Raw genomic sequence first — 25212 nt, 5'->3', positions numbered from 1 at the left:
CAGTGAATCAGGCCTTGCGTGTGGTATCCCGTGTGGCGCGGCCCGCGCGCGATCTGATTGAGGACGGTTCGGGCGCTGGTTTGCGGCAGGCAGGATCGGCGATGGTCACCCGCTCGCTGAAGAAATCAATGAAGGCGCGCAGGCGTGGCGTCAGATGTCGGCTTGATGGCCACAGCACATTCAGCGGGATCGTGCGTTCCATGAAATCGTCCAGCACCGTTACCAGCGTGCCATCGGCCAGCGCATTGCCCACGGCAAAGTCGGGCAGGCAGGCGATGCCCACGCCGCGCTGAGCGAAGCAGAGTCGCGTCTCGATGTTGTTGCACACCATGGAAATGGGGATGCACGGCTCCGGGGTGCCGGGCTCCGTCCGCAGCGGCCAGAGTTCGAGCCGCCCGCTGGTGGGAAAGCGATAGTGCAGACACAGGTGGGTGGCCAGTTCGGCCGGGGTGTGCGGCGTGCCTGCGCGTTCGAAATACCGGGGCGAGCCGACCAGCCGCAGGCGGAACGACCCAACCTGCCGTGCTGTCAGACGCGAGTCGGCGGGCTTGCCGGTACGAACGACGGCATCGAACCCTTCCTCGACGACGTCCACCAGTCTGTCGCTGAAATCGAGATCCAGCTGCACGTCGGGGTAGGCCAGCATGAAGTCGGCCAGCAGAGGCAGCACCAGGCTGCTGACCAGCGGCAGGCTGATGCGCAGGCGTCCCTTCGGCCGGCTGGTGGTGGCCGTGAGCTCGGCCTCCATATCGTCCACTTCCGCGAAGATGCGACGGCATCGCTCCAGCAGGTATTGGCCTTCGGTCGTGAGGGCGATGCTTCGGGTGCTGCGATGGAACAGCCTCACGCCCAGGCGATCTTCCAGGCGCGAGATGCTTTTGCCCACAGCCGAAGCCGATATGCCGAGTGCCCGCCCGGCCGCGACGAAGCTGCGGGTTTCGGCCACGCGGGCGAATACCCGGAAGCTGGCGAACTGGTCCATGAGACCTCCATTGCGGACGATGTTGTCCGTACTCTAGCGAACATCATCCCGCTTTTTCCTCAATAGGGTCGTTTCTATCGTGAGGCTCCTTTTTGCGGAGTCTCATCCATGTCTGCCATCCCACTCCTCCGGCGCGCCATCGACACGCGTGCTGTGGAACACCTGATCGACCGCACTATCGCGGAGGGCCGCCTTGCCGGGGCCGTGGTGCTGGCTGTCTATCGCGGCCAGCCGCTGTTTGCCAAGGCGGCCGGTGTTGCAGACAGGGAGCGCGACGTTCCCATGCAGCAGGACACCCTGTTTCGCCTGGCGTCCGTCAGCAAGCCGCTGGTAACGGCGACCGCGATGGCATTGGTCGGTCGCGGCGCGCTTGAGCTGGATCAACCGATTCATCGGTGGCTAGCTGAATTCCGGCCGAGGCTTGCCGATGGCCGGACGCCCGATATCACGCTACGCCAGTTGCTGACTCACACGGCCGGGCTCGGATATCGTTTTCTGGAGGAGGACACGGAAGGTCCATTTGCGCGGGCGGGTGTATCCGACGGCATGGACGACAGCGCCATCGACCTTAAGGAAAACCTTCGACGCATCGCCTCGGTGCCGTTGCTCTTTGAACCGGGTACATCGTGGCGCTACTCCATCGCGGTGGATGTCGTGGGTGGGCTGATTGAAGCGGCGACCGGCATGGCCTTGCCGGAGGCGGTTCGTCAGCTGATCGCCACGCCCATCGGCATCGTGGATACGGACTTCCATGCGGTCGATGCAACGCGCCTTGCTCAACCCTACGTACTGGACAACGAAGGCCTTCGTCTTCTGCGCGAAGGTGATGTCGTGACGCCGTTCGAAGGTGCGGTCGGCATCATGTATTCGCCCGCGCGCGCTACGACGCCCTCAGCGTTTCCTTCCGGCGGCGCGGGCATGGTGGGTACAGCTCCCGATATGCTGCGTTTTCTTGAGGCGCTGCGCCAGGAAAAGCATCCGGGCCTTTCCCCGATGCTGATCGCGGAGATGGCACGCAACCAGGTGGGCCAGAACGGGCCGCCGGATGCACCCGGCTTTGGCTTCGGGCTTGGCTTCTCGGTCCTGCGCGATGCCGAGGTTGCGCAGACCCCCGAGGCCGCAGGTACATGGCGCTGGGGCGGAGCCTATGGCCACTCGTGGTTCGTGGACGTGGCCCGTCAACTTACCGTCGTCGCATTCACCAACACGCTGTACGAGGGCATGTCGGGCCGCTTCGTGAGCGAACTGCGTGATGTGATCTATGCGGCTATCGACGCAGAGCGTGCGTCATGACCCGCCTGGATCTGGATGCCGCGCCGTTGAACACGGTGGCGTCATCCGCGCGATTGCCGTGGTCTGCGTTGCTTGCGCTTGCCACGGGGGGATTCATCACGATTCTTACGGAAGCGCTTCCTGCCGGCGTGCTCGTGCCAATGGGGAAGGGCTTGCAGGTTTCCTCTGCGTTGGTTGGCCAGTTGGTAACGTTTTATGCATTGGGTTCGTTGCTTGCCGCCATCCCTGTGGTGGCGATGACGCGCGGCTGGCGCCGTCGCCCGCTGCTGATGCTGGCGGTGGCGGGCTTTGCCGTATCGAACATCGTGACGGCGTTGTCGCCCGTTTACTACGTCACGCTGCTGGCTCGCTTCGCCGCGGGCGTGAGCGCGGGAATCCTGTGGTCGCTGCTTGCGGGCATGGCAAGTCGGATGGTGACGCCAGAGCTTCAGGGCAAAGCGATTGCTGTTGCCATGCTAGGTACCCCACTGGCGCTCGCATTGGGGCTTCCGGCCGGTGCCTGGCTCGGGGCTGCAGTGGGCTGGCGATGGACCTTTGGCATCGTGTCGATCATGGCCGCGCTGTTGCTGGTGTGGATGCGCTGGGCAGTGGCTGACATGGCAGCGGCACCGGTGGCGAAGCGACGCAGCGTGTTTTCCGTGCTGGCACGTGCCGGCGTGCGTCAGGTACTACTCACGCTGATCCTGTTCGTGCTTGCCCACAACATTCTCTATACCTACCTCGAACCGTTGCTACAGGCAGCGAAGATCGGGAAGCAGCTGGGTGCGGCGCTGCTTTTGTTCGGCGGGGCGTCACTTCTGGGCATCTGGGTCGCGGGTACGCTTGTTGACCGGCATTTGCGCCAACTCGTGTTGTTGAGCACGGCTTTGTTCCTGTCTGCGATGCTGGGTCTTGTCGTTGCGGGGGCCATACCCTGGGTTGTGTACGTCGCCGTCGGGGTATGGGGTGTGGCGTTCGGCGGATCGGCCACGCTGTTTCAGACTGCGGCGGCGAAAGCCGCCACGGACGAAGCCGACGCTGCACAATCCATGCTGGTTACCGCATGGAACCTCGCCATTGCCGGTGGTGGTCTGGCGGGCGGCATCTGGCTGGACTGGGGCGGTGCGTCCACACTGCCCTGGCTTGCGGTGGTGTTGCTTGTTGCCGGGTGGTACGTGGCATGGAACGCCCGGTCGCATGGGTTCCCGGCGAGCTGAGCCGCGATTTTATGCGGTTGAAAATACCATGACGCTCAAGAAGTTGAATTTCCGGTCGCTATTTAATGCGATAAATAGCCTGCGGGCGTGCCGTCGCCTGCTTCCCGGGGATTTGAATTATGTACAAGCGCCTTCCGGTGCTCGTTTTGTCGTTGGTGGCGTGCACGTCGCTGCACGCCACCAATGGCCCTTATGACTTCAGCAGCAACTGGCCCACGCACTATGTGTTCGCCGACGGAACCGACCTCGGTGTTTCCGTGAAATACCAATACGATGTGGACCGCTTCTCCAGCGATAGAGGCGCATTCGAGGACAGCCAGACCAACCGGCGCAAGGAGTTCGGCGTCTTCGTCCGCAAGAAGGACGTGTACGAAGCGACGGCGGTTTTCGACTTTCAGGCAAGAACCTGGCTCGATGTGTACGCCCGCGTGCAGACCAGGCCGTGGCTTGGTGCGGACTACGGCTCGCTTCGCGTGGGCTACGACAAGACCTTTGTGGGCTTCGAGGGCGTTACCGGCACCGGCTCCACGACCTTCATGGAGACGGCTCTGCCGGTGCAGGCCATCTACGCGGGGCGTCGCATAGGCGTGGACTGGGCGCTGCTGCGTCCGCATTTCGTCCTGAATGTTGGCTATTACTCGGGAGGCGATCTTCAGGGTGACGCAGACGGACGCATGTGGGCCGCGCGTGCTGCCTGGGTTCCATTGAATGCAGCGGGCAACGTGCTGCACCTGGGTGTTTCGGCGTCCCGTGAAGAGCCCGAGGGCACCACCGATGGCCGCGGCGTGTATCACCCGCCGTCTGCGCGTTTACGGGCCCGCCCTGAGGCGGGCCTTCTCAATCAGCGCCTGATTGATTCCGGGGCGCTTACGCCCACCACTCACGTGGATCGGCGTGGTTTTGAATCGCTTTGGATTCGCGGTCCCTGGTCGGTGCAGGGCGAATATCTTAGTGCGAAGGTCAAACTCGACGACGGCCGCCCTGCCTATCACGCGCAAGGCTTTTACGTGTTTGGAAGCTGGGTGCTGACCGGCGAATCACGCGGCTACAGCGGCGGCAACGTGGCCGACCTGAAGCCGAAGGGCGCTTACGGAGCGGTGGAGCTGGCCATTCGTTACAGCCAGCTTGATCTGGACGATGGTCCGATCCTGGGCGGCACCGAGCGTGACTGGACGTTCGGCATCAACTGGTACATCAACCGTTACCTGAAGTTGCAGGGAAACTACGTTCACGCCAACAGCGACCGGCGTGGCGTACGTATCGACCCGAATGTCGTGCAGGTGCGCGCGCAGATCATGTTCTGACGGGGGTGTGCGCCGGCATGCTGCATCCCGGCGCACACGCTCACTCAGAAGTCGCTGGCCCAGCGTGCTGCGTGCTGGGCTCGCAGCGCCTTGATGCGCTGTTCCGTGGCGGCAGAAGACCGCCCGTTTCGACCCTGGCCAAATACCACCGCGTTGCAAGAAGAGAATTTGTGCTCCGGTGTCTTGCCCGTGAGCAGATAGGTTGCCGCACCCTGTTCCACGCACGGTGTGTCGGAGTCGGAGAAAATGCCGTGGCCGGACATGCCGCGCGCCACGATCATGCTGGCGTTGCCCAGTGCATTCCAGGCTATGGACGCATTGGACAGCGGCGTGAAATCGTCGTATTCCGCATGCACCATCAGGATCGGCGGTGCCGCATGCAGCGGCTCCAGCGATGGACGACGGGTGACACGCTTGCCCCAGTAACCGCAAAGATTGAAGGCCTCGTTACGGCTGCCACCCGGATACAGCCGGGCATGGGTTTGTGCCAGCGCGTTCCAGTAGGCCGGATCAGTGGGTCTTTCCGTGTCGTTGCAGTTCACCGCCAGATATACCGACAGGGCGCTGCCACCGGCCATGTAGGAAGGTTCGTTCACGTCACCAAAATAACGCGCGACCAGATGTCGCGCGAACGACCGGATGCCGGCATCGATCCCCAGAACGTGGCTGAACGTCTGCGTTTCGACGCGCTCGGTCAGTTCCTTCTCCGTGATGAAAGGGTGTGCGCGAACCCAGTCGGCCATTACAAGCGCGGCCGTCAACGCTTCGGCACTCGTGATGTGCGTTGCCCATTCGGCCAGCGCGCGCTGCGGCATATTTCGGAAACGGGCGAGGATGGCCTCCTCATCGGTTCCCAGTCCATACAGCGCTGGCTGGGCGATGGCGGGCTTCAGTGCCAGTCGCACGAACCGGCGATGGCGCTCCTGAGCCGTTGCCGTGGCGGCGTCCGCGAAGTTCGCGGTGAAGTTCATGCTCGAATCAAGCAGCATGCGTCCCACGTTCTGCGGGAACATCGCGCCGTACCACGCGCCCACCCACGTGCCGTAAGACACACCGTAGAAGTTGAGCTTGTCTTCGTGCAATGCGCGCCGTGCAAGGTCCATGTCGTAAGCGACCTGTTCAGTGCTCACATAGGCGTGGAATGAATCGCGCGTGCAATGGAAGCCAAGATCACGCGCGGCTTCGTCCGCAGCATGAAGGTTTTCCTTGCTGCGATCAGATGCCAGCACGTGGAAGGTGGAAAGCACAGGAGAGCAGTCGAAGATTCTTCCACCGGGGAGTCCGCGATGAACAACGGCCACGAGGTCATATCGGTCGGCCAGTTCGCGCTGGCCGCCGTGAATGGGATCAGCCGCATCGGTGATGCTCCACAGCTCCGCGAGTTCGATGAGCGGGCCGGATGGTTCTGAACCCGGTCCACCGGGATGGTAGAAAATCGTGCCCTCACGGCGTTGGGGGTCTGCCGCCGTCACCCGGATCAACCCCACGTCGATCGTGCCCACTTCCGGGCGAAGATGATCTACGGGTGCCTCCATGTGCCCACATTGCAGCCGGGCCCCCAGAGCATCAACGGACTGGCCTTGCACGTGTGGGCCACACGTTCCCCAGGAGATGACGGGCGGTGTGGACGGTGCGCCCGGTGTGGCGAATGCGGTGGCCGTGATGGCTACAGAGCAGCCGATGCCAATCAGCCATGTAAAGAAAAAGCCGGCGGGATGTCCGCCGGCATGAAGTGAAGGTACGCGCATCGTTCGTCCATGATCGGAAAAACGAGCACTCTAGCTTTCGGTCGGCCAGATGCGCGTCAGCGAAGACCATCGCGATGGGTAGTCTGCTGACGGAAACCTACTGGCGAAAGCCGGGCCGCCACCCGTTGAATCCTCGTGAGCGCAGCAGATATTCGCGAAGGGTTTTTGCCAGCAAGGGATCGCTATAGCCCGAAGGCAACGGACTCGAACCGGGGGATGGCAACGCGATCTGGCAGTTGGTCAGACGATCCGCCGGTTTGATGCCGTCAAGCAGGAACGAAGCTACTACGCGCTCAATGCATGCCGTCTCCGTGTGGCCAAAAAAGCCGTGCTCATCGGCACCTCTTGCCACGATCATGTGAGCAGAAGGTGTCGCTTCGAATGATCGCATCGCGCTGGTCAGCGGCGTCACCACGTCGTACTCGGAATGGATCATCAGTATGTCCGGCACGTTCACCAGCGCCTGCAATGTTGGCTGGACGGTCTGAGGGCCGCCCCAAAGGGCGCAGTGATAGAACAGATGATCGCCCACCGCGGCCGGGTAGCGATGCGAGTAGTCGGCGATGGTGTTTTGCCACCACGTCGTGTCGCGAACGGTGGGGCTGTCGTTGCACGTCGTGGACAACAGTACGGAGTACGCCGGCGTCAGCGAAATCCGGTTGGCAGCATTGTTGGGCAGGAAATATGACGAAACCATCCTTCGCGCTTCCGCTTGCGCACGCTCATTCACCTGCGGATCGGTGCTGAATACATACGAGGACGCGATACTTTTCATATCGTCGGAACCGAGATCAGGATTCGTGGTAAGCCATTCGGATGCGGCAACTGCGGCGAGTACGCTTTCCGGGTAGCGGTAGTCCGATGCCCATGCTTCACGTACACGCGGTGACAGGGCTCGAATGCGCGCAATGATCGCATCCCGGGTGTTGCCCATGCCGTAGCGTGTCGACGCAGCCGCCATGGGATCTGCCACGGTGCGATTGAAGCGAGCCTGCTGCTCGGGTGCAGAAGCGAGCAGGTTGGTTTCCATCGTACCGGTCCAGTCCATGCTGGAATCCAGAAGCATCCGGCCAGTGGACGCCGGATAGAGGGACGCGTACCAGATACCCATCCACGTACCGTATGAAATGCCGAAGTAGTTGAGTTTCGCTTCGCCGAGTGAACGCCGCACCAGGTCGAGATCAAAGACGTTCTGTTCCGTGGTGATGTACGGGCGGAATGGATGGTCCTTGCACGCAGCGACGTAGCGGCGTACGGCCAGATCCACGGCGGCGATATTGGCGGGACTACGATCCGCTATCACGTCGTTGAAGGCGACATCGGCCTCGGGGGACTGACACGAATACGTGGTACCTCCATTCAGGCCACGCGGCACGACTCCGATGAGGTCGTACTTCTCACCCACCTCCCGTGTAAGCCCATGAATGGGATCACCCGGCGTGATGTTGCTCCAGAGCCAGGCGTAAAGCGGAAGCACGCTCATGGGGCTGCTGCCCGGGCCGCCCGGATTGAAGAAGATCGAACCACGGCGTTCTGCAGGGTTACCGGCGGCAATGCGGACGAGTGCGACGGTGAGGGTTCTGCCATCCGGATTGTGGTGATCCAGCGGCACGTCCAGCTGCCCGCATTGAACGCGACTTTTCAGTGTTTCCGGCGCCGCAACCAGCGAGGAACTGCATTCACCCCACGTGATCGTGGTGGCGGGCACCGACGGAACGGGGCGGGGTAGCGGCTGTGTTTCAGTGGCGGCGACCGATAGCGGCCCTACCATCAGGAGCGCGGAGATCCATTGGCGCAATGTGTGTGTCTTCACTGTCAGGTCCTTCCGTGGAAAAGACCCAACGTTAGTGATCCGGGCGCGCGAGCGAAGTAAGCGAGTCGCCTGCGGAGTGCGGGTCGTCGCCCTAGTTCATCGACCAGCCGTGGCTCACGGTAAGCGACTGCCCGGTCAGCGCGGCAGACCCGAACCCTGCCAGGAAGAGAGCAACATCAGCGATGTCTTCCAGCGTCGTGAACTCACCATCCACCGTATCCTTCAACATGACCTGACGAATCACCTCCTCTTCGGAGATGCCCAGCTCGCGCGCCTGTTCGGGTATCTGCTTCTCCACCAGCGGCGTGCGGACGAACCCCGGGCAGATGACGTTTGCGCGGATGCGATGTTCAGCGCCTTCTTTCGCGATAGTGCGGGCAAGCCCCAACAGGCCATGCTTCGCGGTGACGTAAGGCGCCTTGAATTTCGATGCGACGTGGGAGTGTGCCGAGCCCATCAGGATGATCGAGCCACCATTGCCCGCAGCGGTCATCTGGCGCATGGCGGCGCGCGTGGTCAGGAACGCGCCGTCCAGATGGATGGCCAGCATGCGCTTCCAGTCGGCGTACGCTAAGTCCACGATGGGCGAGATGATCTGGACGCCGGCATTGCTGACAAGAATGTCGACAGGGCCCCACTCGTCGGCAACGCGTGCGAAGCCATCATTCACCTGGTCTTCGTCGGTGACGTCCATCGCGATGCCGAGGGCCGTGCCTCCTGCGTCCTGCAATGCACGGGCTGCTGCCTGGGCGGCGTCAGCTTGTATGTCTGCGATGACGATCTTCGCGCCAGCCTTGGCGTACGCTTCGGCGATGGCGCGGCCGATACCGCTGGCAGCGCCTGTAACGACTGCAACCTTGTTGCGAAGGTCATGCATGAGGACATCTCCCGGAAGTGACTCGCGCCATTATGCGCGGTCGTTCGGGATGACGGCATGAAACACGCGCAGCCCTGCGGCGCACCGGATCAGGTCCATGTCGGGCCTGATCCGGCGGCAATGGATCAAGCCAGCAGCGTGAAATCTGCCGCTTCGCCCTGCGCCGACGAGCCGGCCACCCACACGTGGAACGTGCCTGGCTCTGCGGCGAACGTGCCGTCACGCAGCGTGAACGCCACATCGTGGCGGGTGAGTTCAAAGCTGACCTCCTGAGATTCGCCCGGTGCCAGGTGGATCTTGCGGAAGGCCTTCAGTTCTTTCACCGGGCGCACGCGGCTTGCAACGCGGTCGTGCACGTAAAGCTGCACCACTTCTTCGCCCGCGACCGTGCCGGTGTTGGTGACTGTGGTGCTGATGGTCAGCGTGTCGTCCCAGCCGAGGCTTGCCGTGCTGAGGCGCGGTGCGCTGTAGCCAAACGTGGTGTAGCTCAGGCCATGACCAAACGGATACAGCGCTTCGTGGGTGATCTCGCGCCAGCGCGACTTGAACGCCGGCGGCTGGTCTGCCAGTTCCGGACGGCCGGTGCGCAGGTGGTTGTAGAAGAACGGCTGCTGGCCGGCATCCTGCGGGAAGCTGATCGGCAGGCGGCCTGCGGGGTTGTAGTCGCCAAACACCACGTCGGCGATACCCGGGCCGGTCTGGCTGCCGAGGAACCACGTGACCAGGATGGCGTTAGCGGCGCGAACCGCGCCGGTCAGGGCCAGCGCACGACCATTCTTGAGGAGGATGACGTACGGGGTGCCGGTAGCGGCCACGGCTTCCACCAGCGCCTGCTGAGCAGGCGGCACGATGATCTGCGTGCGCGACTGTGCTTCGCCGGAATAGACCTGGGGCTCGCCCACGGCAAGCAGTACGACGTCGGCGTTTTTCGCAGCGGCCACGGCCGCGTCGATACCGCCCTCGATGGGTTCTTCAATGCCCGAACCCGGGACGACGACGATGTCCGGCGCGGCGGCACGCAGGCCGGTGGCGATGTCCACGTGGCGGGTCTTGTCGCCGAACAGTGTCCAGCAACCTTCGAGGTTGTCCTGATCTTCGGCAAACGGGCCGATCAGCGCGATGCGCTGGCCCGTCTTGCGAAGCGGGAGCACGCCATCGTTCTTCAGCATCACGATGGAGCGGCGTGCGGCGTCGCGCGCCAGTTCGCTGTGCGCCTGACGCAGCGAATCGTCCGCTTCGCGGGCCGGATCAAGCGAGCGGTACGGGTTGTCGAACAGGCCAATGGCCGACTTGACCGAGAGGACGCGGCGCACGCTCTCGTCCAGCATTTCCATCGACACCTCGCCCTTTTCGAGCAGGTCGGGCAGGTGGGCGGCATACAGGCCGCTCTGCATGCTCATGTCCACGCCGGCAATGAACGAGAGGCGGGCTGCGTCGCGCTCGTCGGCAGCATAGCCGTGTGCGATGAGTTCGAAGTCAGCCGTGTAGTCGGATACGACAAAGCCCTTGAATGCCCACTCACCACGAAGGATGTCGGTCATCAGCTCGCGATTGGCTGAGGCCGGCACGCCGTTGATGTCGTTGAAGGCGCTCATCACAGTGAGGGCGCCCGCATCGAACGCGGCCTTGAACGGCGGCAGGTGAACGTCGCGCAGGGTCTGCTCGGAGATGTCGACCGTGTTGTATTCCATGCCGCCCGCGACCGCACCGTAAGCGGCGAAGTGCTTGGGCGTGGACAGTAGCGAATCGTTGGATGTGAGGTCGCTGCCCTGGAAGCCGCGAACGCGGGCGGCAGCGAAAGCGCTGCCCAGCACCACGTCTTCACCGGCGCCTTCGGCACCACGGCCCCAGCGCTGGTCGCGCGCGATGTCCACGGCCGGCGCGTAGGTCCAGTGAATGCCGGCAGCCGTTGCTTCCACTGCCGTGACGCGTGCGGTGCGCTCGGCCAGATCCGGCTCGAAGCTGGCCGCTTCACCCAGCGGAATCGGAAACACGGTACGCATGCCGTGAATCACGTCTGCGCCCAGAATCAGCGGAATGCCCAGACGGCTTTCCTCGACCGCCACGCGCTGCGCTTCGCGACCTTCCAGAGCGCCCACGCCGTTGAACAGTGCACCCACCAGGCCGGCACGAATCTGGTCCAGCACCTCGTTGGCACCCCGGGCATTCACTTCCGGATTGATGTCGGGGGCGAACGGACGCACCGCATCGGCGAATACGCCCAACTGGCCGACCTTTTCTTCGACGGTCATGCGGGCGATCAGGTCTTCGATGCGGGGATCACGGGTCATGGGCAAACACTCTTGCTGCGATGGGGGATGGCGGCCCGAAGGTCGGACTCAGCGCTTGAGAAGCCGCAAAGCATACCGGGATAAAGCCGCTTCGGGGCCATGTAACGCGCGTTACGTGAAAACGATTACGTCGTTGTGCCGCAAAGGTTACAACGGATCGGCCCGGAGGGCGTGTGCGGGGTGTCCCGAAGGGGCGTGAGACTGCCGGAATCGGGCATGCGAGGCCTGCCGGAGCCGCCCGACATGTTGGAAAGCAGCGCCCGCGTTGCGCGGGCACGCGGCTCAGGCTGTGTGCGCCCCGGGGATAAGCGAGGCCATCGTTGTTACGAGCAGTTCCGAGCCATAAGGCTTGGACAATACCGCCGTACGCGCCCCCGCTTCGACGCCCGCGACATTCGCATGCCCGGTGGCAAAGATCACCACCAGTTCCGGGTGTTGTGTCCGCAGCGTGCGTGCCAGTTCCACGCCGGACATGCCGGGCAGGCTCACGTCGGTAATGAGTACGTCGGCCGGCATCTGCGAGTGCAGGGCAAGGGCGGCCAGCGCATCGCCAGCCTCACGCACGTCGTGGCCTTTCATCTGCAACATTTCGACCACCGTCGCACGAATGAGCCAGTCGTCCTCGCACACGATGATGCGCGCGGGCTGTAGCGTCTGTGCTGGCGCAACCTTCGCATCGGCATGCGCGGGAACGCGCCGCTGGGCCTGATTTGCCAGCACCTGACGCAGGCGTCGGGCCAGCATTTCGCGCGTGTACGGCTTGCTGAGCAATTCGACGCCTTCATCCAGGCGACCGCCATGAACGATGGAGTTTTCGGTGTAGCCGGAGGTGAACAGTACGGCGATGTTGGGCAGGCGTTCGCGCGCCTGACGCGCCACTTCCGGGCTTTTCAGCGGGCCCGGCATCACCACGTCGGTAAACAGCAGGTCGATGGGCACGCCACTTTCGATGATCGACATGGCGCTCTGTGCATCCCGGGCTTTGAGCACGCGGTAGCCCAGATCGCCAAGCATCGCCACCACGGTATCGCGCACGGCATCGTCGTCCTCGGCCACCAGAATGGTCTCGGTGCCGCCCGTAACGGGGCCGGTGTCGACGTCAACGATGAGGTCTTCGCTTTGCGTGGAACGCGGCAGGTAAAGCTTGATGGTGGTGCCGTGGCCGGGTTCGCTGTAGATCTTGATGTGGCCGCCGGATTGCTTGACGAAGCCGTACACCATCGAAAGCCCCAGGCCCGTACCGCGGCCCTCTGGTTTTGTCGTGAAGAATGGCTCGAACACTTTGTCGACCACGTCCGGCGGCATGCCGGTTCCGGTATCGGTGACCGCCAGCAACACGTACTGGCCTGCGGTCACGTCTTCATGGGCGTCCACGTATGCGGCATCGAGAAAGGCATTGCCTGCCTCGATGGTCAGGCGTCCCTGGCCATTCATCGCGTCGCGTGCGTTGATTGCCAGGTTTAGCAGTGCGTTTTCCACATTGCTCGGGTCGATCAGCGTGTTCCAGAGGCCGCCCGCGATCACGGTTTCCACTTCGATGGCTTCACCCAGTGCACGACGAAGCAGGTCGTCCATGTCGCGGATGAAGCGCCCGATATTCACCACTTTGGGCGCCAGCGGCTGACGACGTCCGAAGGCAAGCAGCTGCGTGGCAAGTTTGGACCCGCGCGCCACACCGGACATCGCATTGGCCACGCGCCGCTCGGCACGCTCGTTGCCGGCGATATCGGCACTCAGCAATTGCAGGTTGCCGCTGATGACCTGCAACAGATTATTGAAGTCGTGCGCCACGCCACCGGTAAGGTTGCCCAGCGATTCCATTTTCTGGCTTTGCCGGAGGGCATCCTGGGTGCGCAGCAGTTCTCCGGTGCGCTGGGCAACGCGGTCTTCCAGCGTTGCTGCAAGGTTGGATAGTGCGGCTTCCGCCGCTTTTTGATCTTCGATGTCGGTGTTCGTGCCAATCCAGCGGTCAATGCGGCCATCGCTGTCACGTTGCGGTACGGCACGCACGATATGCCAGCGCCATTCACCGTCGTGTCGGCGGATGCGGAATTCGGTTTCGTAGTTCTGCCCGCGTGCAATCGCATCGACCCACGCGCGGGCCGCTTCCTCGCGTTCTTCCGGATGCACCAGCGTGGCCCAGGCCTCGCCATCCAGCGTGCCGTGGGGAACGCCCGCGTAGGTGTAAACCCGCTCGTTGAACCAGTCCAGCAGGCCGTCCGGGCGTGACGTCCAGACGTGGTTGGGCATGGACTGCGCCATGCTGCGGAATCGCTCGGCGCTTTCGGCAATAACCCGTTCGCTGGCCTTGCGCAACGAGATATCCACAAAGAGCACGGCGAAGCGATCACCGCCGGCAGGGCGCACACGCGCCTCGAACCAGCGATCCTCCAGCGCAGCGACCTGCAGTTCGAATTCGTCGGGGACACCGGTCGCAAGGACTTTGGCGTAGCGCTGCATCAGTTCGACGGGTGTGCCGGGCAGTACTTCGCTCAGCGGCCGGCCCATGGCGAGTGAAATCTCCACGCCGGTCTGTTGCTCGAACGCGGGGTTGAGCTCGACGAACACGAAGTCGATCATCTGGCCTCGCTCGTCGCGGACAGCTTCGCCGATGAAGAAGCCTTCTTGCATTTGCTCAAACAGGTTGCGCCAGCGCGACTCACTTTCCCGCACCGCCTGTTCGGCAAGCTTGCGGTCGGTGATGTCCATGGCAATGCCGAGGTAGCGGCTACGCGCATGTTCGGGGCCCGCGATGACCTCGCCACGGCGTGCTATCCAGCGGATGCTGCCGGTAACAGGGTCCAGTCGCCGATACTCGGCGTAGTCCAGCGGATTGGGGCGGTCCAGGCGATTCGTGCCTGCCGCGTGGCGGTCGTCCGGATGCACCAGGCCAACCAGCAGGGATTCGGTGACGGCGACATCGCCTTCCAGCCCCCAGATCCGGCGGTACTCGTCCGACACTTCCAGCCGGCCGTCTTCGGGGAACCACTCAAAGGTGCCTACGCCGCCCGCCTGCTGGGCAATGCGCAGGCGCTGCTCCACCTGGACCCGCTTGGTCGTGTCTTTAACAAGCGTCATCACGGCGACCGGCGTCCCGTCGTCGTCGACGATGGGGCTGTAGTCGATGTGCAGCCAGATGTCTTCGGGCTTGTCGGATCGCAGGATCACCAGATGCTCGTCGCGGTAGGCAAGCGTACCTCCGGCCAGCACTTCATCAATGACGCGGGCGTTGAACGACGCCAGTTCCGGCCATGCCTCCAGCACGCTGACACCCAGCACCTCCGGGTGGCGGGCACCGGCGATGTCGCGGTATGCGTCGTTGTAAATCATGTGGCCTGCCCGTCCCCAGAAAATCACCATGGGAACTTTGGCGCGAAGCATCAGGGCGACCGTGTGACGCAGGTAGGCGGGCCATTCGTCCAGTGCGCCGAGTGGCGTGGCTGCCCAGTTCAGGGCTGCAATCATCGAGCCCAGTTCGCCGCCGCGGGCGAGAAAGGTGGGCGTGGAGACGCTTTGCTCGGCATTCATGGACGGCAGGCGAATCGTTTCGGCGGCGCGTGACCGGGAGCGGGATGGTAGCGCGTCCGTTGGCCCGCAACACTTATCGGTTGGGGTTGCCCGGGATCAGGGCTGGATGCCCAATTGCAGGAACGTTGCTTTTACCTGCGGGCAGGTGGCCTGCTTCGCTTCGTCGATTTCCGTCGGCGACCGCGTCAGCACAGCAGCAATCTGCCCATTGGCCGTGGTCGTGGACGCGTCGTATGCCTGCTGGCCACCCGGCGTTGCGGTGATCACGGCCCGCACGTGGGTGTCATAAGCGGCCAGGTCATCCGCATCCATGCCGCAAAGCTGCCCGGCCATCGCGCGGATGGTGGCGTAGTGCTTCACGATGCCAATGCCTTCCACGCGCGTATCGGATTCCACGCTTTGGGCGGATGCGGTGCCGCACACGAAAAGCATGACGACGAAGGCAAGTCGAAGTACGGGCACGGGCGTGCAGTTCCAGGGTTGGACCGCGGATGCGGCCATCCAGCATACCGGAGCCGGGGGCGCATTCACCACGAATACTTGCGAATTCGCTCAGGAAACCAGCGGGCGCAGATACGGCGCAGTCCGGCTTGATGGGCAGGCGGCGACCTCGGCAGGAGGTCCGCTGACCACAATTTTTCCGCCCTCGTCGCCCGCGCCGGGGCCCACATCCATGACCCAGTCGCTGCCGGCCACGACACGCAGGTCGTGCTCCACCACCACGACCGTGTGGCCCTGATCCACCAGCCGCTGCAATTGCGCGACGAGCTTCTCCACGTCAAAGGGGTGCAAGCCGGTGGTGGGCTCGTCCAGCACATACACCGCATGTCCGCGTTGCGTGCGTTGCAGTTCGGTGGCCAGCTTGATGCGTTGGGCTTCGCCCCCGGACAGTTCGGTGGCCGGTTGGCCAAGCCGCAGATAGCCGAGGCCAATTTGCATCAGAAGCGACAGCGGACGCAGGAGTGCGGTCTCGTCGGCGAAGAACGCGTGGGCTTCTTCCACGGTCATGCCCAGTACCTCGGCAATCGATTTGCCGTTCCAGGTGATCTTGAGGGTCTGCTCGTTGTAACGCGCACCGTGGCAGGTAGGGCAGGGCGCATAAACACTGGGCATGAACAGCAGTTCCACGCTGACAAAGCCTTCGCCCTCACAGGTGTCGCAGCGCCCCTTGGCCACGTTGAAGGAAAAGCGCCCCGCGTCGTAGCGTTTGGCTTTTGCCGCAGGCGTACCCGCGAACAGCTTGCGCACGTGGTCGAACAGGCCGGTGTAGGTGGCCAGGTTGGAGCGCGGTGTCCGCCCGATGGGCTTCTGGTCCACGCGGATGAGCCGCTTGACCTGATCGGCACCCGACGCGATGCGGCCGCCCGTCGTGGCCAGAATGACCGGTTCGCCGTCGTCCGCGTCGGCGCTGTCCGGTTCCTCGTCGTCGTGTCCCAGATGCTGCCCCAGCAGTTCGACCAGAGCCTGGCTGATGAGGCTGGATTTGCCCGAACCGGAAATGCCGGTCACGGCCACGAACACCCCCAGCGGAATGCGCGCATCCAGTTGGCGCAGGTTGTTGCGGGTGATGCCTTTGAGCTCGAGCCAGCCCGATGGCTGGCGCGGCTCGCGCGGCGCGGGAGGTGTGAGGTTGAACAGGTAGCGTGCCGTGCGCGATTCGGCGACCTCGCGCAAGCCGGCAGGCGGCCCGCTGTAGAGGACGCGGCCGCCCCGTTCGCCAGCGTCCGGGCCCACGTCCACCAGCCAGTCGGCGCGGCGCATGGTGTCCAGATCATGTTCCACCACGAAGATCGAGTTTCCGGACTGGCGCAGGGACTCCAGCGCCGCAAGCAGCGCGTTGCCGTCGGCCGGATGCAGGCCGGCGGTAGGCTCGTCCAGCACGTACACCACGCCGAAGAGATTGGAGCGGATCTGTGTAGCCAGCCGCAGCCGCTGAAGTTCGCCCGGCGACAGCGTCGGCGTGCTGCGCTCCATCGACAGGTAACCCAGCCCGAGCGACTGCATGGTTTCGATGCGGCCGACCAGATCATGGGCAATGCGCTGTGCCGCGATACGCTTCTCTTCAGACAGATTGGGCGTGCGGCGCACATCGGACGAACCCACATGCGCGGCCCCGCCTTTTGCCTTGCGCTTCGCGGCATCGCTGATGCCATCGGCGCGGCTGCGGGTCGCAACCTCGCGCGCCTCGTCAAAACGGCCTTCGGCGGCGGGGCGCAGCACCTCCAGCAGCCGATCAAAAGGAAGTTGTGACAATGCGCCGATGTCCAGCCCGGCGAACGTCACCGACAGGGACTCAGGTTTCAGCCGCTTGCCGTCGCACTTCGGGCACACGCTGCCGCGCATGTAGCGCGAAACGCGCTTTTTCATCATGGCGCTTTGTGTCGTGGTGAAGGTATGCAGCACGTAGCGGCGTGCACCCATGTACGTGCCCTGGTAGCTGGGCTCTGTCTTGCGGCGCAGCGCTGCCCGTGTTTCAGCAGGGGTGAAGCCCGCATAGACGGGGACGACCGGCTGCTCTTCAGTGAAAAGGATCCATTCCCGGTCCTTCTTCGGCAGATCGCGCCAGGGAATGTCGACGTCATAGCCCAGAGTGACCAGGATGTCGCGCAGGTTCTGCCCATGCCAGGCCGGAGGCCAGGACGCGATGGCGCGCTCGCGGATCGTCAGCGACGGATCGGGCACCATCGTCTCTTCGGTCACTTCATAGACCTTGCCCAGACCCTGACAATGCGGGCACGCCCCCTGCGGTGTGTTGGGCGAGAAGTCCTCGGCAAACAGCATCGGCTGCTTTGCCGGGTATTCGCCAGCGCGTGAATAGAGCATGCGCACGAAGCTGGACAGCGTGGTCACGCTGCCGACCGAGGATCGTGCACCGGGCGTGCCGCGTGCCTGCTGCAAAGCCACCGCCGGCGGCAGTCCTTCGATGTCGTCCACGTCGGGAACGCCTACCTGGTCGATCAGGCGGCGCGCATAGGGCGCGACAGATTCGAAGTAGCGACGCTGGGCTTCGGCGTACAGCGTGCCGAACGCCAGCGAGGATTTGCCGGAGCCGGAGACGCCGGTGAACACCACCAGCGCATCGCGCGGCACGTCGACGTCGACGTTCTTCAGGTTGTGCTCGCGCGCCCCACGGACGCGCACGAAGCCGGATTTGTCACGGGTGGTGGTCATCGCGCAAGGATAGAACGTCCCTGTCTGTCCCGCGTCGACGAGCCGTCATGGCGGATCAGCCCTGAAGCGCCGCGACGAAGCCCATCCACAGGTCGCAGTCACCATCGCTCATCACGTCCACCATCAGCGCCAGCACCGATGCGCTACCGAAAGCGCGCGCCAGTGCGGCGACTGACGAAGCGGTATCGCGTGCGCCCCGGCCGAGAAAGCGGCCGATGCGGCGCACGAAGCCCAGTCGCTTTACCGCGCTTTCCACTTCGCTGATCACCTCGGCATCGGCCTCTCTGGAGGTGCGGGCCAGGATGCGGGCCAGAAAATCCACGCGGCCGCGGTAATGCTTGCCCATGCCGGCGGCGAACAGAATCCAGTCGCGGGCCTGCGCCTGAGGCAGCGACATCACCTCGCCGGGATCATCTTCAAAGTCGATGAAGCCCACGCCGTTCGGGCCCACGGTGATGTTGCGGGCAAATGCCTGACCCAGATAACCGCCGCGCGCGTGCAGGTCGCCGATGGCACGTGCCGTTTGCTCCACCAGTTCATCGCGCTGACTGGCGGGCAGTTTTTTCAGTTGCGAGGCAAGGGTGGGGCCCATGTCGCTGAGGATCAGGCTGGCAGGGCCTTCGCCGAGAATGTCGGGCACGGTCGCACCGCAGGCACGCAATACCTCAATGCGACGATGTTCGATGATCTTGGCGTCCTCGCCCACATAACGGGGCGGTGAGCGCAGCGGCGTGATGCCGAGCCGGGTGACCAGCGCATTCCACACGCGTACAAGGAGCCGGCGCGAGGCGCCATCGGCCTCATAGCGCTTCAGCCACGCAATGTGGCCACCGAGGGAAAACTGCTGAACCATGACGCTGCTCCGCGCACACATCCGCCGGATTTCCCCCAACGCCGGCGTTGCGTGCGTGTCAATGAGACGGCGCCCATGCGCCGTCGTGTCTCCCGTGCCTCATTTTAGGGCGAATTATCCTGTTTCAACCGCGGCGAAGCGCCGCATCCGCTACATGTGCAGCTTTGCCTCCACCATGAAGGTGCGCGACGGATACGGGTAGTACACGTAATAGCGCCGGTCAGTGAGGTTATCCACACCAACACCGAGGTCCAACTGGTCGGTGGGCCTGTAGACGAATTTCGCATCCCAGGTGAGGAATGCGCTGGCGCCGCCGAACGTGTCCGGATTAATGTCGCTGTGATCAAGCGTGTTGTACTGGCGTCCGGAGTAACGTCCGGCCACCGTCAGAAGGGTGCGCGCGGAGGTGTGCCAGGTGGTGATCAGGTTGGCGCGCCAGCGGGGGATGCGATAGAACTGCTTGCCCACAGACGCTGGATTCTGATCGTTGCGTACCGTTGTCGCCTGCGTGTACGTCGCGTTTGCCGTCACGTCCAGCCAGCTAAATCCCACTCCCTGACCGTCGTAGCTGACTTCCGCCCCGCGTGTGCGCACAAGACCCACGTTCTGCACATTGGTCACGGTGGGGAAAACCGTGGTGTTGGTCTGGCTGAAAAGCGTGTTGCGCGTGTCGCTTCGATACAGCGACACGCGGGTGACGCCGTGGCCGCGATACCACTGGGCTGACAGCTCACGGGAGAGATCGTTTTCAGGCTTCAGGTTCGGATTGTTGTTGATGAGCGCCAGGCCATTGAAACTTCCCTGGAACAGTTCGTTGACGGTGGGAAACCGGTAGGCGCGCGCGGCGGAAAGGCGCAGGACCAGTTCGTCAGCGGCCTGCCAGCTCAGGGACGCCTTGGGCGAGGTATGCGTTTCCTTGCGTCCGGGGTAGCCGATGGAAGCGGTTGCCGTCGAACGTGTGCCGTCGAATGCGCGCCATTGTTCGAAGCGGGCGCCCGTCGTCAGTTGCCAGCGGTCGGTCAGCTGCCAGGCGTCCTGCACGTACAGGGCCTGGGTTTGCGTCGAGCCGGTGTTGCCACCGAGATCCGCCGTGGCGCTACCCGTACGCCATTGCGCCAGCGAGGCGACATCATTGGCCAGCGCATAGCCGTCGTAGTGATAACCGAAGCTCAGCCAGTGCGTGTTGGGCGCGATTGCGTCGGGCCGGTAGCTGGCGCGAAGGTCGAATGTGCGCCAGCGGCTGCCGTCGCCTGCGGTGAGCTGGCCCGCGCCGTTGTACGTATAGGCCGAGGCCACCCGGTCGCGGTTCTGGTCCATGTCGAAGTACGAGGCGTTTGCCTCGATGTTCCAGCCCGACGCCCGATGCGTGCCCAGCGATACGCCGTACAGATAGTTGCGGCTTTGCCGCGTGCTGGGTGCGAAGAAATTCGCCGGCAGCGTGTACTGCTTGCCCGCGATGCTCACCACGCCGGCATACACCGGGTTGCCGGCCGCATCACGCAGCGCGCTCTGCGTGCGGTGGGACATGTCCTGTTGCCAGTAATCGGCGCTGATGCCGGCTTGCAGCGTCGGCGTGATGTCGTAGGTGACCTTGAGCTTCGCCTCGTTCTGGCTCGTCGCTTCCTGTCCTTCGGAGTTGATGCCCAGCACCTGGCGGGGAAGCCCCGTGGTGCCGGTATCCCCGATGGCGCCGCTCACCGGCCGCGTGCTGCCCGTGATGGCCGACGCGTTCTGCGTCGCGTACACCAGCGGCTGACCGTTGGACTGAAGGTGCGAGACGCCCAGCAGGAACGACACCTTGCCCACGCGATCGCCGTAGGTCACCGACTGGCGGCTGCCGCCGTAATTGCGATTCACGCCGTAGGTATCCACGTGCTGGGTGAAGCCCTGCATTTCGGCGGTGATTTCGCGTCGGGTGGGCATCCGCGTGGTCATGACGACCGTCGCGCCGATGGCATTGCCCGGATACAACGCGGAATACGCGCCATAGATCACATCGACACGGGCGAGGTTGTCGGGAAACGCCATCGACCAGCGTGGCGGATTGGCCCAGTTGTTGCCCAGAAGATTGCTCAGCAACAAGCCATCCAGATATACGAGCCCACGGGCGCTTTGCTGATTGCTGGTGCCGCGCACTGAGAACGTGGCGTTTTCGTCGCCGATGAAGCGCTTGCGGATACCGAAGGCCGGCATGTACTTCACGGCATCCTCCACGTTCACCACGTTGAGGCGAGCCAGCTTCTCCGCCGTGACGCTTTCCACCGGCGCCGGCATGTTGGGGTCCACGGCGGGTGCGTTACCCAGCGCGGACACGCGGATTTCCTGAAGGGTTTGCGTGCGTTGCGGCTCGTCGGCATAGGCCGGGGAGATCAGCGCGCAGGCGATGGCGACGGCCAGAGGCCCGCCTTCGTAAAGCGAACGAATCGACATGCAGTCAGTCCAGTAGGTTTAAGAAAACTTCCAATCGAAGCGATCAGGCGTTCTTGAAACCAGGTGGTCCGCGAGCAGGGGCGTGACGCGCAAACGGTGTATCCGTCGCTTGCAGTGACGGCAGGGGGGCGGCAATGAAACCGCTGACAGGTACGAAGGGCGCTACGAAGGCAACGCTGCCGAGCCCGGGTTGCTGGGCCAGCAGCGTGCAGTAGCCACAGGCATCCATGTGCCCGATGTCGTGTGAGTCCTCGGCATGCGACGGTGGGTGGTCGACGAGCCCGGCGCGTCCTTCGCACCAGGCTCCCATGGTGTCCAACGCGTCCGCTGCCGGCATGACCCTGGAGGCCACCGGCGCCAGGATGGCCAGCCAGAGGGCGAACATCGCCATCCCTGTCAGCCACCGGCTTTGCGTCACGTTGCGATGCACCAGCATCCCCTTGAAACTCATACCCTGGACCCGGGTCCAGAGATGATCGCACGACCGCGCCGAAGGGGTTCTGCGGCAAACCGCCGCGCGATGCCCGCGCCATGGCGTGGGCGGGTCCCCCGGTTACTATCGCCACTCACGCTGAAGGAAGCCAAGCCATGCGCCGACCTGTTCCCCGTCTGCTCTTCGCCGTCGTTCTCGCGACGGCAGCGGTCACGGCATCGGCCGGCGATCTGGTGGTATCAGCGGCCTCCAGCCTTACGGACGCCTTCCAGGCCGTGGGCAAGGCCTACGAAGCAAAGCACCCTGACACACATGTCGTGCTGAACTTTGCCGCCTCGGACATCCTGCTCCGGCAGATTTCCCAGGGCGCGCCCGCTGATGTCTTCGCTTCCGCGGATCAGACGGCGATGGACAAGGCCGTCAGTGCGAAGGCCGTGGACCCGGCCACGCGCCGCGACTTTGCCACCAACGCGCTGGTCCTCATCGTACCGGCGGCGGGCAAGCTGTCGATCACGGGCCCGGCGGATCTGATCCATGCGGACGTGCATCGCGTGGCGTACGGCGATCCCGGCTCCGTGCCCGTGGGCCGCTACACGCAGGCAGCGCTGGAAGCCTCCGGCCTGTGGAAGGGCGTTTCGGCCAAGGGTGTGCTCGCCCAGAACGTGCGGCAGAGTCTTGACTACGTGGCGCGTGGCGAAGTGGACGCGGGCTTCGTGTTTGCGACCGATGCCTCTGTAATGAAAGACAAGGTCAGGGTCGTGGCGGTTGTGCCGACACCCAGGCCGATCAGCTACCCGCTTGCCGTTGTCGCCGGGTCGAAACAGCAGGCCGACGCCCGCGCGTTCGGGGACTTCGTGCTCTCGGCACAAGGTCAGTCGATCCTGCGGACCTTCGGTTTCCGCGCGCCCTGATCGGCCGCCATGGGCGAGATCTGGATTCCCCTCGCGCTGTCGCTGAAGGTCGCGCTATGGGCCACGGGCATCAACCTCGTGCTGGGCGTGGCGGTGGCGTACGGCTTGTCGCGCTGGCGCCATCCCGTCCGCGAGCTTGTCGACGCCATCCTGACGCTGCCGCTGGTGCTGCCGCCCACCGTGCTGGGCTATTACCTGCTTGTGCTGCTTGGAACGCACGGCGTCGTTGGGGAGTGGCTGGACCGGCATGGCATCCGCTTCGTGTTCACCTGGCAGGGCGCGGTCGTCGCTTCCACGCTGGTGGCCTTTCCACTGGTGCAGAAGGCGGCACGCGCCGCCTTTGAAAATGTTGATCCTCAACTGGAAAACGCCGCGCGCGTGCTGGGGCTGCGCGAGCTGCCTGTGTTTTTCCGGGTGTCGTTGCCGCTGGCGGCGCGCGGGATCACTGCCGGCGCGCTGCTCGCCTTCGCCCGCGCGATGGGCGAGTTCGGTGCCACGCTGATGATTGCCGGCAATTTGCCGGGGCGTACGCAGACCCTTTCCGTCGCCATCTACGCCGCCGTGGGTGCGGGCCACGACGAGGTGGCCGGGCTGATGGTGATCGTCACCTCGGTCACCTGCGTGGTGGCGCTGTTGCTTGCCGCGTGGCTGGCGCCCGGACATGCACCGGTACGGCGGCTCGATTCATGAGCGTCGACGTCGCCATCTCCCGACAGCTCACGGCCGACGACCGGCGTTTTTCGCTGGACGTGGCCTTCTCATCGGATAGTCGCCGCATTGTGCTGTTCGGCCCTTCCGGCGCCGGCAAGAGCCTCACCCTGCGGGCCATCGCGGGCCTGTTGACGCCCGATGCCGGGCATATCCGGGTGGGCGGGCGAACGCTCTACGACGCGCGGGCGGGTATCAATCTTCCGGCGCGTGATCGCCAGGTGGCGTATCTGTTTCAGGATTACGCGCTGTTTCCGCATCTGACCGTGGCTCAGAACATCGGCTTCGGGCTCACCCGTGGCGTGCTCAACCCGCCGCGTCGGCGCATGTCGCCCGTGGTCGCTCACTGGCTGGAGATGTTCGAGTTGGGCGCGGTGGCTCACAGCTATCCGGCGCGCATCTCCGGAGGCCAGCGTCAGCGCGTGGCGCTGGCACGTGCGCTGGCCGCCGAGCCGGGTATCGTGTTGCTGGACGAGCCATTTGCGGCGCTTGATCCGGCGCTTCGCGAACGCATGCGCAGCGAGTTGCTTCAATGGCAGGCGCGCCTGGATCTGCAATTGATGGTCATCACGCACGATCCGGCTGACGTGGTTGCGCTGGAGGGTCACACGATCGAAATCCGCGATGGACGATTGTGGGAAGATGCGCGATCCACGACATCAGCCGCGCCACCAACGCGCATGGACAGCGACCTCCCGTGACCCGCCGCAACGACGCACCCCGGCCCCGCCGCGCCTGGCTCGGCCCCGTCATTCACTATGCCCTGGCGATTTTCGTCGTGGCTGCCGCCGCGTGGGTGCTCGACAAATACATCTCGAAGATGTCGTGGCGCGACGTGCTGGCTGCACTGGAACGCACGCCCCGCTGGCATGTCGTCGGTTCCGTGGCGGCCACGCTGGTGAGCTGGGCAGCACTCGCCACATACGACCTGTTCGCGGTGCGCACGGTGGTGCCGGGGCAAGTGTCCACGCGGATGGCGCTGTTCTCGGGCACGACGTCGCACGCCATCTGCAACGCGCTGGGCTTCCATGCCATTACCGGCACGGCGCTGCGTTATCGCCTTCTGTCGACGCGCGGCGTCACGGCACCGGATGTGGCGCGCATTGTCGGGCTGGTGGGCTTCAGTGTCGCGATGGGTTTTGCTGCCATCACGTGCATTGCGTTGATGCTGGAGCCATCGATCACGCATGGCTGGGGGCGTTGGCCGGGCGTGGTGCTGATTCTCGCGTTCGCCATTTTGTTGAAATGGTTGTCGGGCAAGCACACCGATCTTCGCATCGGCAAATTCTCCACCCCCGTGCCGTCGGCTCGTTCGGCGGGTGCGCAGATCGTGATCGGCACGGTGGAAATGACCGCCGCCATCGCCGCGATGTATCTGCTTCTGCCCCCCGAGCTGGCAGGCAGCTTTATTGATTTCATACCCATTTACATGGGCGCGGTGATCGCGGGCATTGTCAGCAACGCGCCCGGTGGCATAGGTGCTTTTGAAGCGTTGACGCTTGCCTCGTTTCCGGAAGAAGCGCGACCGCAGGTGTTGGCCGCGTTGCTGGCGTATCGGGTGATCTACGGATTGTTCCCCTTCGTGGTGTCATCGCTGGCCCTGGTGGCGTTCGAAATCCGGCGCCGCTCGCGTGTGCGGCGCGGGGTCAGCGTATCGGCGCACTGAGCGCCCGG

Annotated in this window: 18 protein-coding genes; 7 read left to right on the top strand and 11 right to left on the bottom strand. The window is 64.0% G+C overall.

Features of this window, described 5'->3' with window-relative positions; translation table 11 throughout:
- Positions 1 to 7: 7 nt before the first annotated feature.
- Positions 8 to 982, bottom strand: a complete 975-nt coding sequence (locus FHW69_RS05620; RefSeq protein WP_183421996.1) for a LysR family transcriptional regulator — start codon at positions 980 to 982, stop codon at positions 8 to 10.
- A gap of 108 nt (positions 983 to 1090) precedes the next feature.
- Between FHW69_RS05620 and FHW69_RS05615 the strand changes: the two genes are divergently transcribed.
- The 3 genes from FHW69_RS05615 (at position 1091) to FHW69_RS05605 (ending at position 4775) form a co-directional block, all read left to right on the top strand.
- Positions 1091 to 2275, top strand: a complete 1185-nt coding sequence (locus tag FHW69_RS05615; protein WP_183421995.1) for a serine hydrolase domain-containing protein — start codon at positions 1091 to 1093, stop codon at positions 2273 to 2275.
- Positions 2272 to 3471 carry an MFS transporter gene (locus FHW69_RS05610; protein ID WP_183421994.1) on the top strand — a complete coding sequence of 400 codons (1200 nt, stop codon included), beginning with the start codon at positions 2272 to 2274 and terminating at the stop codon, positions 3469 to 3471. The genes FHW69_RS05615 and FHW69_RS05610 overlap by 4 nt, the downstream gene beginning before the upstream one ends.
- Positions 3472 to 3590: 119 nt before the next feature.
- Entirely contained in the window at positions 3591 to 4775 is a 1185-nt protein-coding gene (locus FHW69_RS05605) for a porin (protein ID WP_183421993.1), read from the top strand.
- A 44-nt stretch (positions 4776 to 4819) separates the two neighbouring features.
- Here the strand turns inward: FHW69_RS05605 and FHW69_RS05600 are convergent, their stop codons facing one another.
- The 10 genes from FHW69_RS05600 to FHW69_RS05555 form a co-directional block, all read right to left on the bottom strand.
- Positions 4820 to 6310: an alpha/beta hydrolase gene (locus FHW69_RS05600; protein WP_183421992.1), complete on the bottom strand. Its 1491-nt coding sequence runs from the start codon at positions 6308 to 6310 to the stop codon at positions 4820 to 4822.
- 310 nt (positions 6311 to 6620) lie between these two features.
- Entirely contained in the window at positions 6621 to 8336 is a 1716-nt protein-coding gene (locus tag FHW69_RS05595) for an alpha/beta hydrolase (RefSeq protein ID WP_183421991.1), read from the bottom strand.
- A gap of 91 nt (positions 8337 to 8427) precedes the next feature.
- Positions 8428 to 9213, bottom strand: coding sequence for a 3-hydroxybutyrate dehydrogenase (locus FHW69_RS05590; RefSeq protein WP_183421990.1), 786 nt, complete (start codon positions 9211 to 9213; stop codon positions 8428 to 8430).
- A gap of 125 nt (positions 9214 to 9338) precedes the next feature.
- Positions 9339 to 11504: a beta-glucosidase BglX gene (bglX, locus tag FHW69_RS05585; protein ID WP_183421989.1), complete on the bottom strand. Its 2166-nt coding sequence runs from the start codon at positions 11502 to 11504 to the stop codon at positions 9339 to 9341.
- 282 nt (positions 11505 to 11786) lie between these two features.
- Positions 11787 to 15032 carry a PAS domain S-box protein gene (locus tag FHW69_RS05580; protein WP_221195383.1) on the bottom strand — a complete coding sequence of 1082 codons (3246 nt, stop codon included), beginning with the start codon at positions 15030 to 15032 and terminating at the stop codon, positions 11787 to 11789.
- Positions 15033 to 15128: 96 nt separating this feature from the next.
- Positions 15129 to 15533, bottom strand: a complete 405-nt coding sequence (locus FHW69_RS05575) for a hypothetical protein (protein WP_183421988.1) — start codon at positions 15531 to 15533, stop codon at positions 15129 to 15131.
- A gap of 51 nt (positions 15534 to 15584) precedes the next feature.
- Positions 15585 to 18203: an excinuclease ABC subunit UvrA gene (locus FHW69_RS05570; RefSeq protein ID WP_183421987.1), complete on the bottom strand. Its 2619-nt coding sequence runs from the start codon at positions 18201 to 18203 to the stop codon at positions 15585 to 15587.
- 55 nt (positions 18204 to 18258) lie between these two features.
- Positions 18259 to 19056, bottom strand: a complete 798-nt coding sequence (locus FHW69_RS05565; RefSeq protein WP_183421986.1) for a serine/threonine protein phosphatase — start codon at positions 19054 to 19056, stop codon at positions 18259 to 18261.
- Positions 19057 to 19206: 150 nt separating this feature from the next.
- Positions 19207 to 21486, bottom strand: a complete 2280-nt coding sequence (locus tag FHW69_RS05560) for a TonB-dependent receptor (protein ID WP_183421985.1) — start codon at positions 21484 to 21486, stop codon at positions 19207 to 19209.
- A gap of 43 nt (positions 21487 to 21529) precedes the next feature.
- A complete protein-coding gene (locus FHW69_RS05555; protein WP_183421984.1) occupies positions 21530 to 21937 on the bottom strand; it encodes a DUF2946 domain-containing protein in 408 nt (135 codons plus the stop codon).
- Positions 21938 to 22074: 137 nt separating this feature from the next.
- Here FHW69_RS05555 and modA point away from each other — a divergent pair, with 137 nt between their 5' ends.
- From modA to FHW69_RS05535, 4 genes are read left to right on the top strand one after another with little or no spacing between them, the layout of a single operon-like run.
- A complete protein-coding gene (gene modA / locus FHW69_RS05550) occupies positions 22075 to 22830 on the top strand; it encodes a molybdate ABC transporter substrate-binding protein (protein WP_183421983.1) in 756 nt (251 codons plus the stop codon).
- Positions 22831 to 22839: 9 nt separating this feature from the next.
- The gene (gene modB / locus FHW69_RS05545) at positions 22840 to 23520 is read left to right on the top strand and encodes a molybdate ABC transporter permease subunit (RefSeq protein WP_183421982.1); all 681 of its coding nucleotides are present in this window, start codon (positions 22840 to 22842) and stop codon (positions 23518 to 23520) included.
- Positions 23517 to 24239 carry an ATP-binding cassette domain-containing protein gene (locus FHW69_RS05540; protein ID WP_183421981.1) on the top strand — a complete coding sequence of 241 codons (723 nt, stop codon included), beginning with the start codon at positions 23517 to 23519 and terminating at the stop codon, positions 24237 to 24239. Before modB ends, FHW69_RS05540 begins: the two co-directional genes overlap by 4 nt.
- Positions 24236 to 25204 (top strand): YbhN family protein, encoded by a 969-nt coding sequence (locus tag FHW69_RS05535; RefSeq protein WP_183421980.1) that lies wholly within the window; start codon positions 24236 to 24238, stop codon positions 25202 to 25204. The genes FHW69_RS05540 and FHW69_RS05535 overlap by 4 nt, the downstream gene beginning before the upstream one ends.
- The last annotated feature ends 8 nt before the right edge of the window (positions 25205 to 25212 follow it).

Source organism: Luteibacter sp. Sphag1AF (assembly GCF_014192715.1).
In the GTDB taxonomy this organism is placed as follows: Bacteria; Pseudomonadota; Gammaproteobacteria; order Xanthomonadales; family Rhodanobacteraceae; genus Luteibacter.
This window is presented reverse-complemented; position numbering and strand designations above follow the sequence as displayed.

What these genes read in the sequence shown, in the direction of transcription:
- FHW69_RS05620 (WP_183421996.1), bottom strand. Translation starts at nt 982, where the DNA reads ATGGACCAGTTCGCCAGCTTCCGGGTATTCGCCCGCGTGGCCGAAACC.
- FHW69_RS05615 (WP_183421995.1), top strand. Translation starts at nt 1,091, where the DNA reads ATGTCTGCCATCCCACTCCTCCGGCGCGCCATCGACACGCGTGCTGTG.
- FHW69_RS05610 (WP_183421994.1), top strand. Translation starts at nt 2,272, where the DNA reads ATGACCCGCCTGGATCTGGATGCCGCGCCGTTGAACACGGTGGCGTCA.
- FHW69_RS05605 (WP_183421993.1), top strand. Translation starts at nt 3,591, where the DNA reads ATGTACAAGCGCCTTCCGGTGCTCGTTTTGTCGTTGGTGGCGTGCACG.
- FHW69_RS05600 (WP_183421992.1), bottom strand. Translation starts at nt 6,310, where the DNA reads ATGGAGGCACCCGTAGATCATCTTCGCCCGGAAGTGGGCACGATCGAC.
- FHW69_RS05590 (WP_183421990.1), bottom strand. Translation starts at nt 9,213, where the DNA reads ATGCATGACCTTCGCAACAAGGTTGCAGTCGTTACAGGCGCTGCCAGC.
- bglX (WP_183421989.1), bottom strand. Translation starts at nt 11,504, where the DNA reads ATGACCCGTGATCCCCGCATCGAAGACCTGATCGCCCGCATGACCGTC.
- FHW69_RS05580 (WP_221195383.1), bottom strand. Translation starts at nt 15,032, where the DNA reads ATGAATGCCGAGCAAAGCGTCTCCACGCCCACCTTTCTCGCCCGCGGC.
- FHW69_RS05575 (WP_183421988.1), bottom strand. Translation starts at nt 15,533, where the DNA reads ATGGCCGCATCCGCGGTCCAACCCTGGAACTGCACGCCCGTGCCCGTA.
- FHW69_RS05570 (WP_183421987.1), bottom strand. Translation starts at nt 18,203, where the DNA reads ATGACCACCACCCGTGACAAATCCGGCTTCGTGCGCGTCCGTGGGGCG.
- FHW69_RS05565 (WP_183421986.1), bottom strand. Translation starts at nt 19,056, where the DNA reads ATGGTTCAGCAGTTTTCCCTCGGTGGCCACATTGCGTGGCTGAAGCGC.
- FHW69_RS05560 (WP_183421985.1), bottom strand. Translation starts at nt 21,486, where the DNA reads ATGTCGATTCGTTCGCTTTACGAAGGCGGGCCTCTGGCCGTCGCCATC.
- FHW69_RS05555 (WP_183421984.1), bottom strand. Translation starts at nt 21,937, where the DNA reads ATGAGTTTCAAGGGGATGCTGGTGCATCGCAACGTGACGCAAAGCCGG.
- modA (WP_183421983.1), top strand. Translation starts at nt 22,075, where the DNA reads ATGCGCCGACCTGTTCCCCGTCTGCTCTTCGCCGTCGTTCTCGCGACG.
- modB (WP_183421982.1), top strand. Translation starts at nt 22,840, where the DNA reads ATGGGCGAGATCTGGATTCCCCTCGCGCTGTCGCTGAAGGTCGCGCTA.
- FHW69_RS05540 (WP_183421981.1), top strand. Translation starts at nt 23,517, where the DNA reads ATGAGCGTCGACGTCGCCATCTCCCGACAGCTCACGGCCGACGACCGG.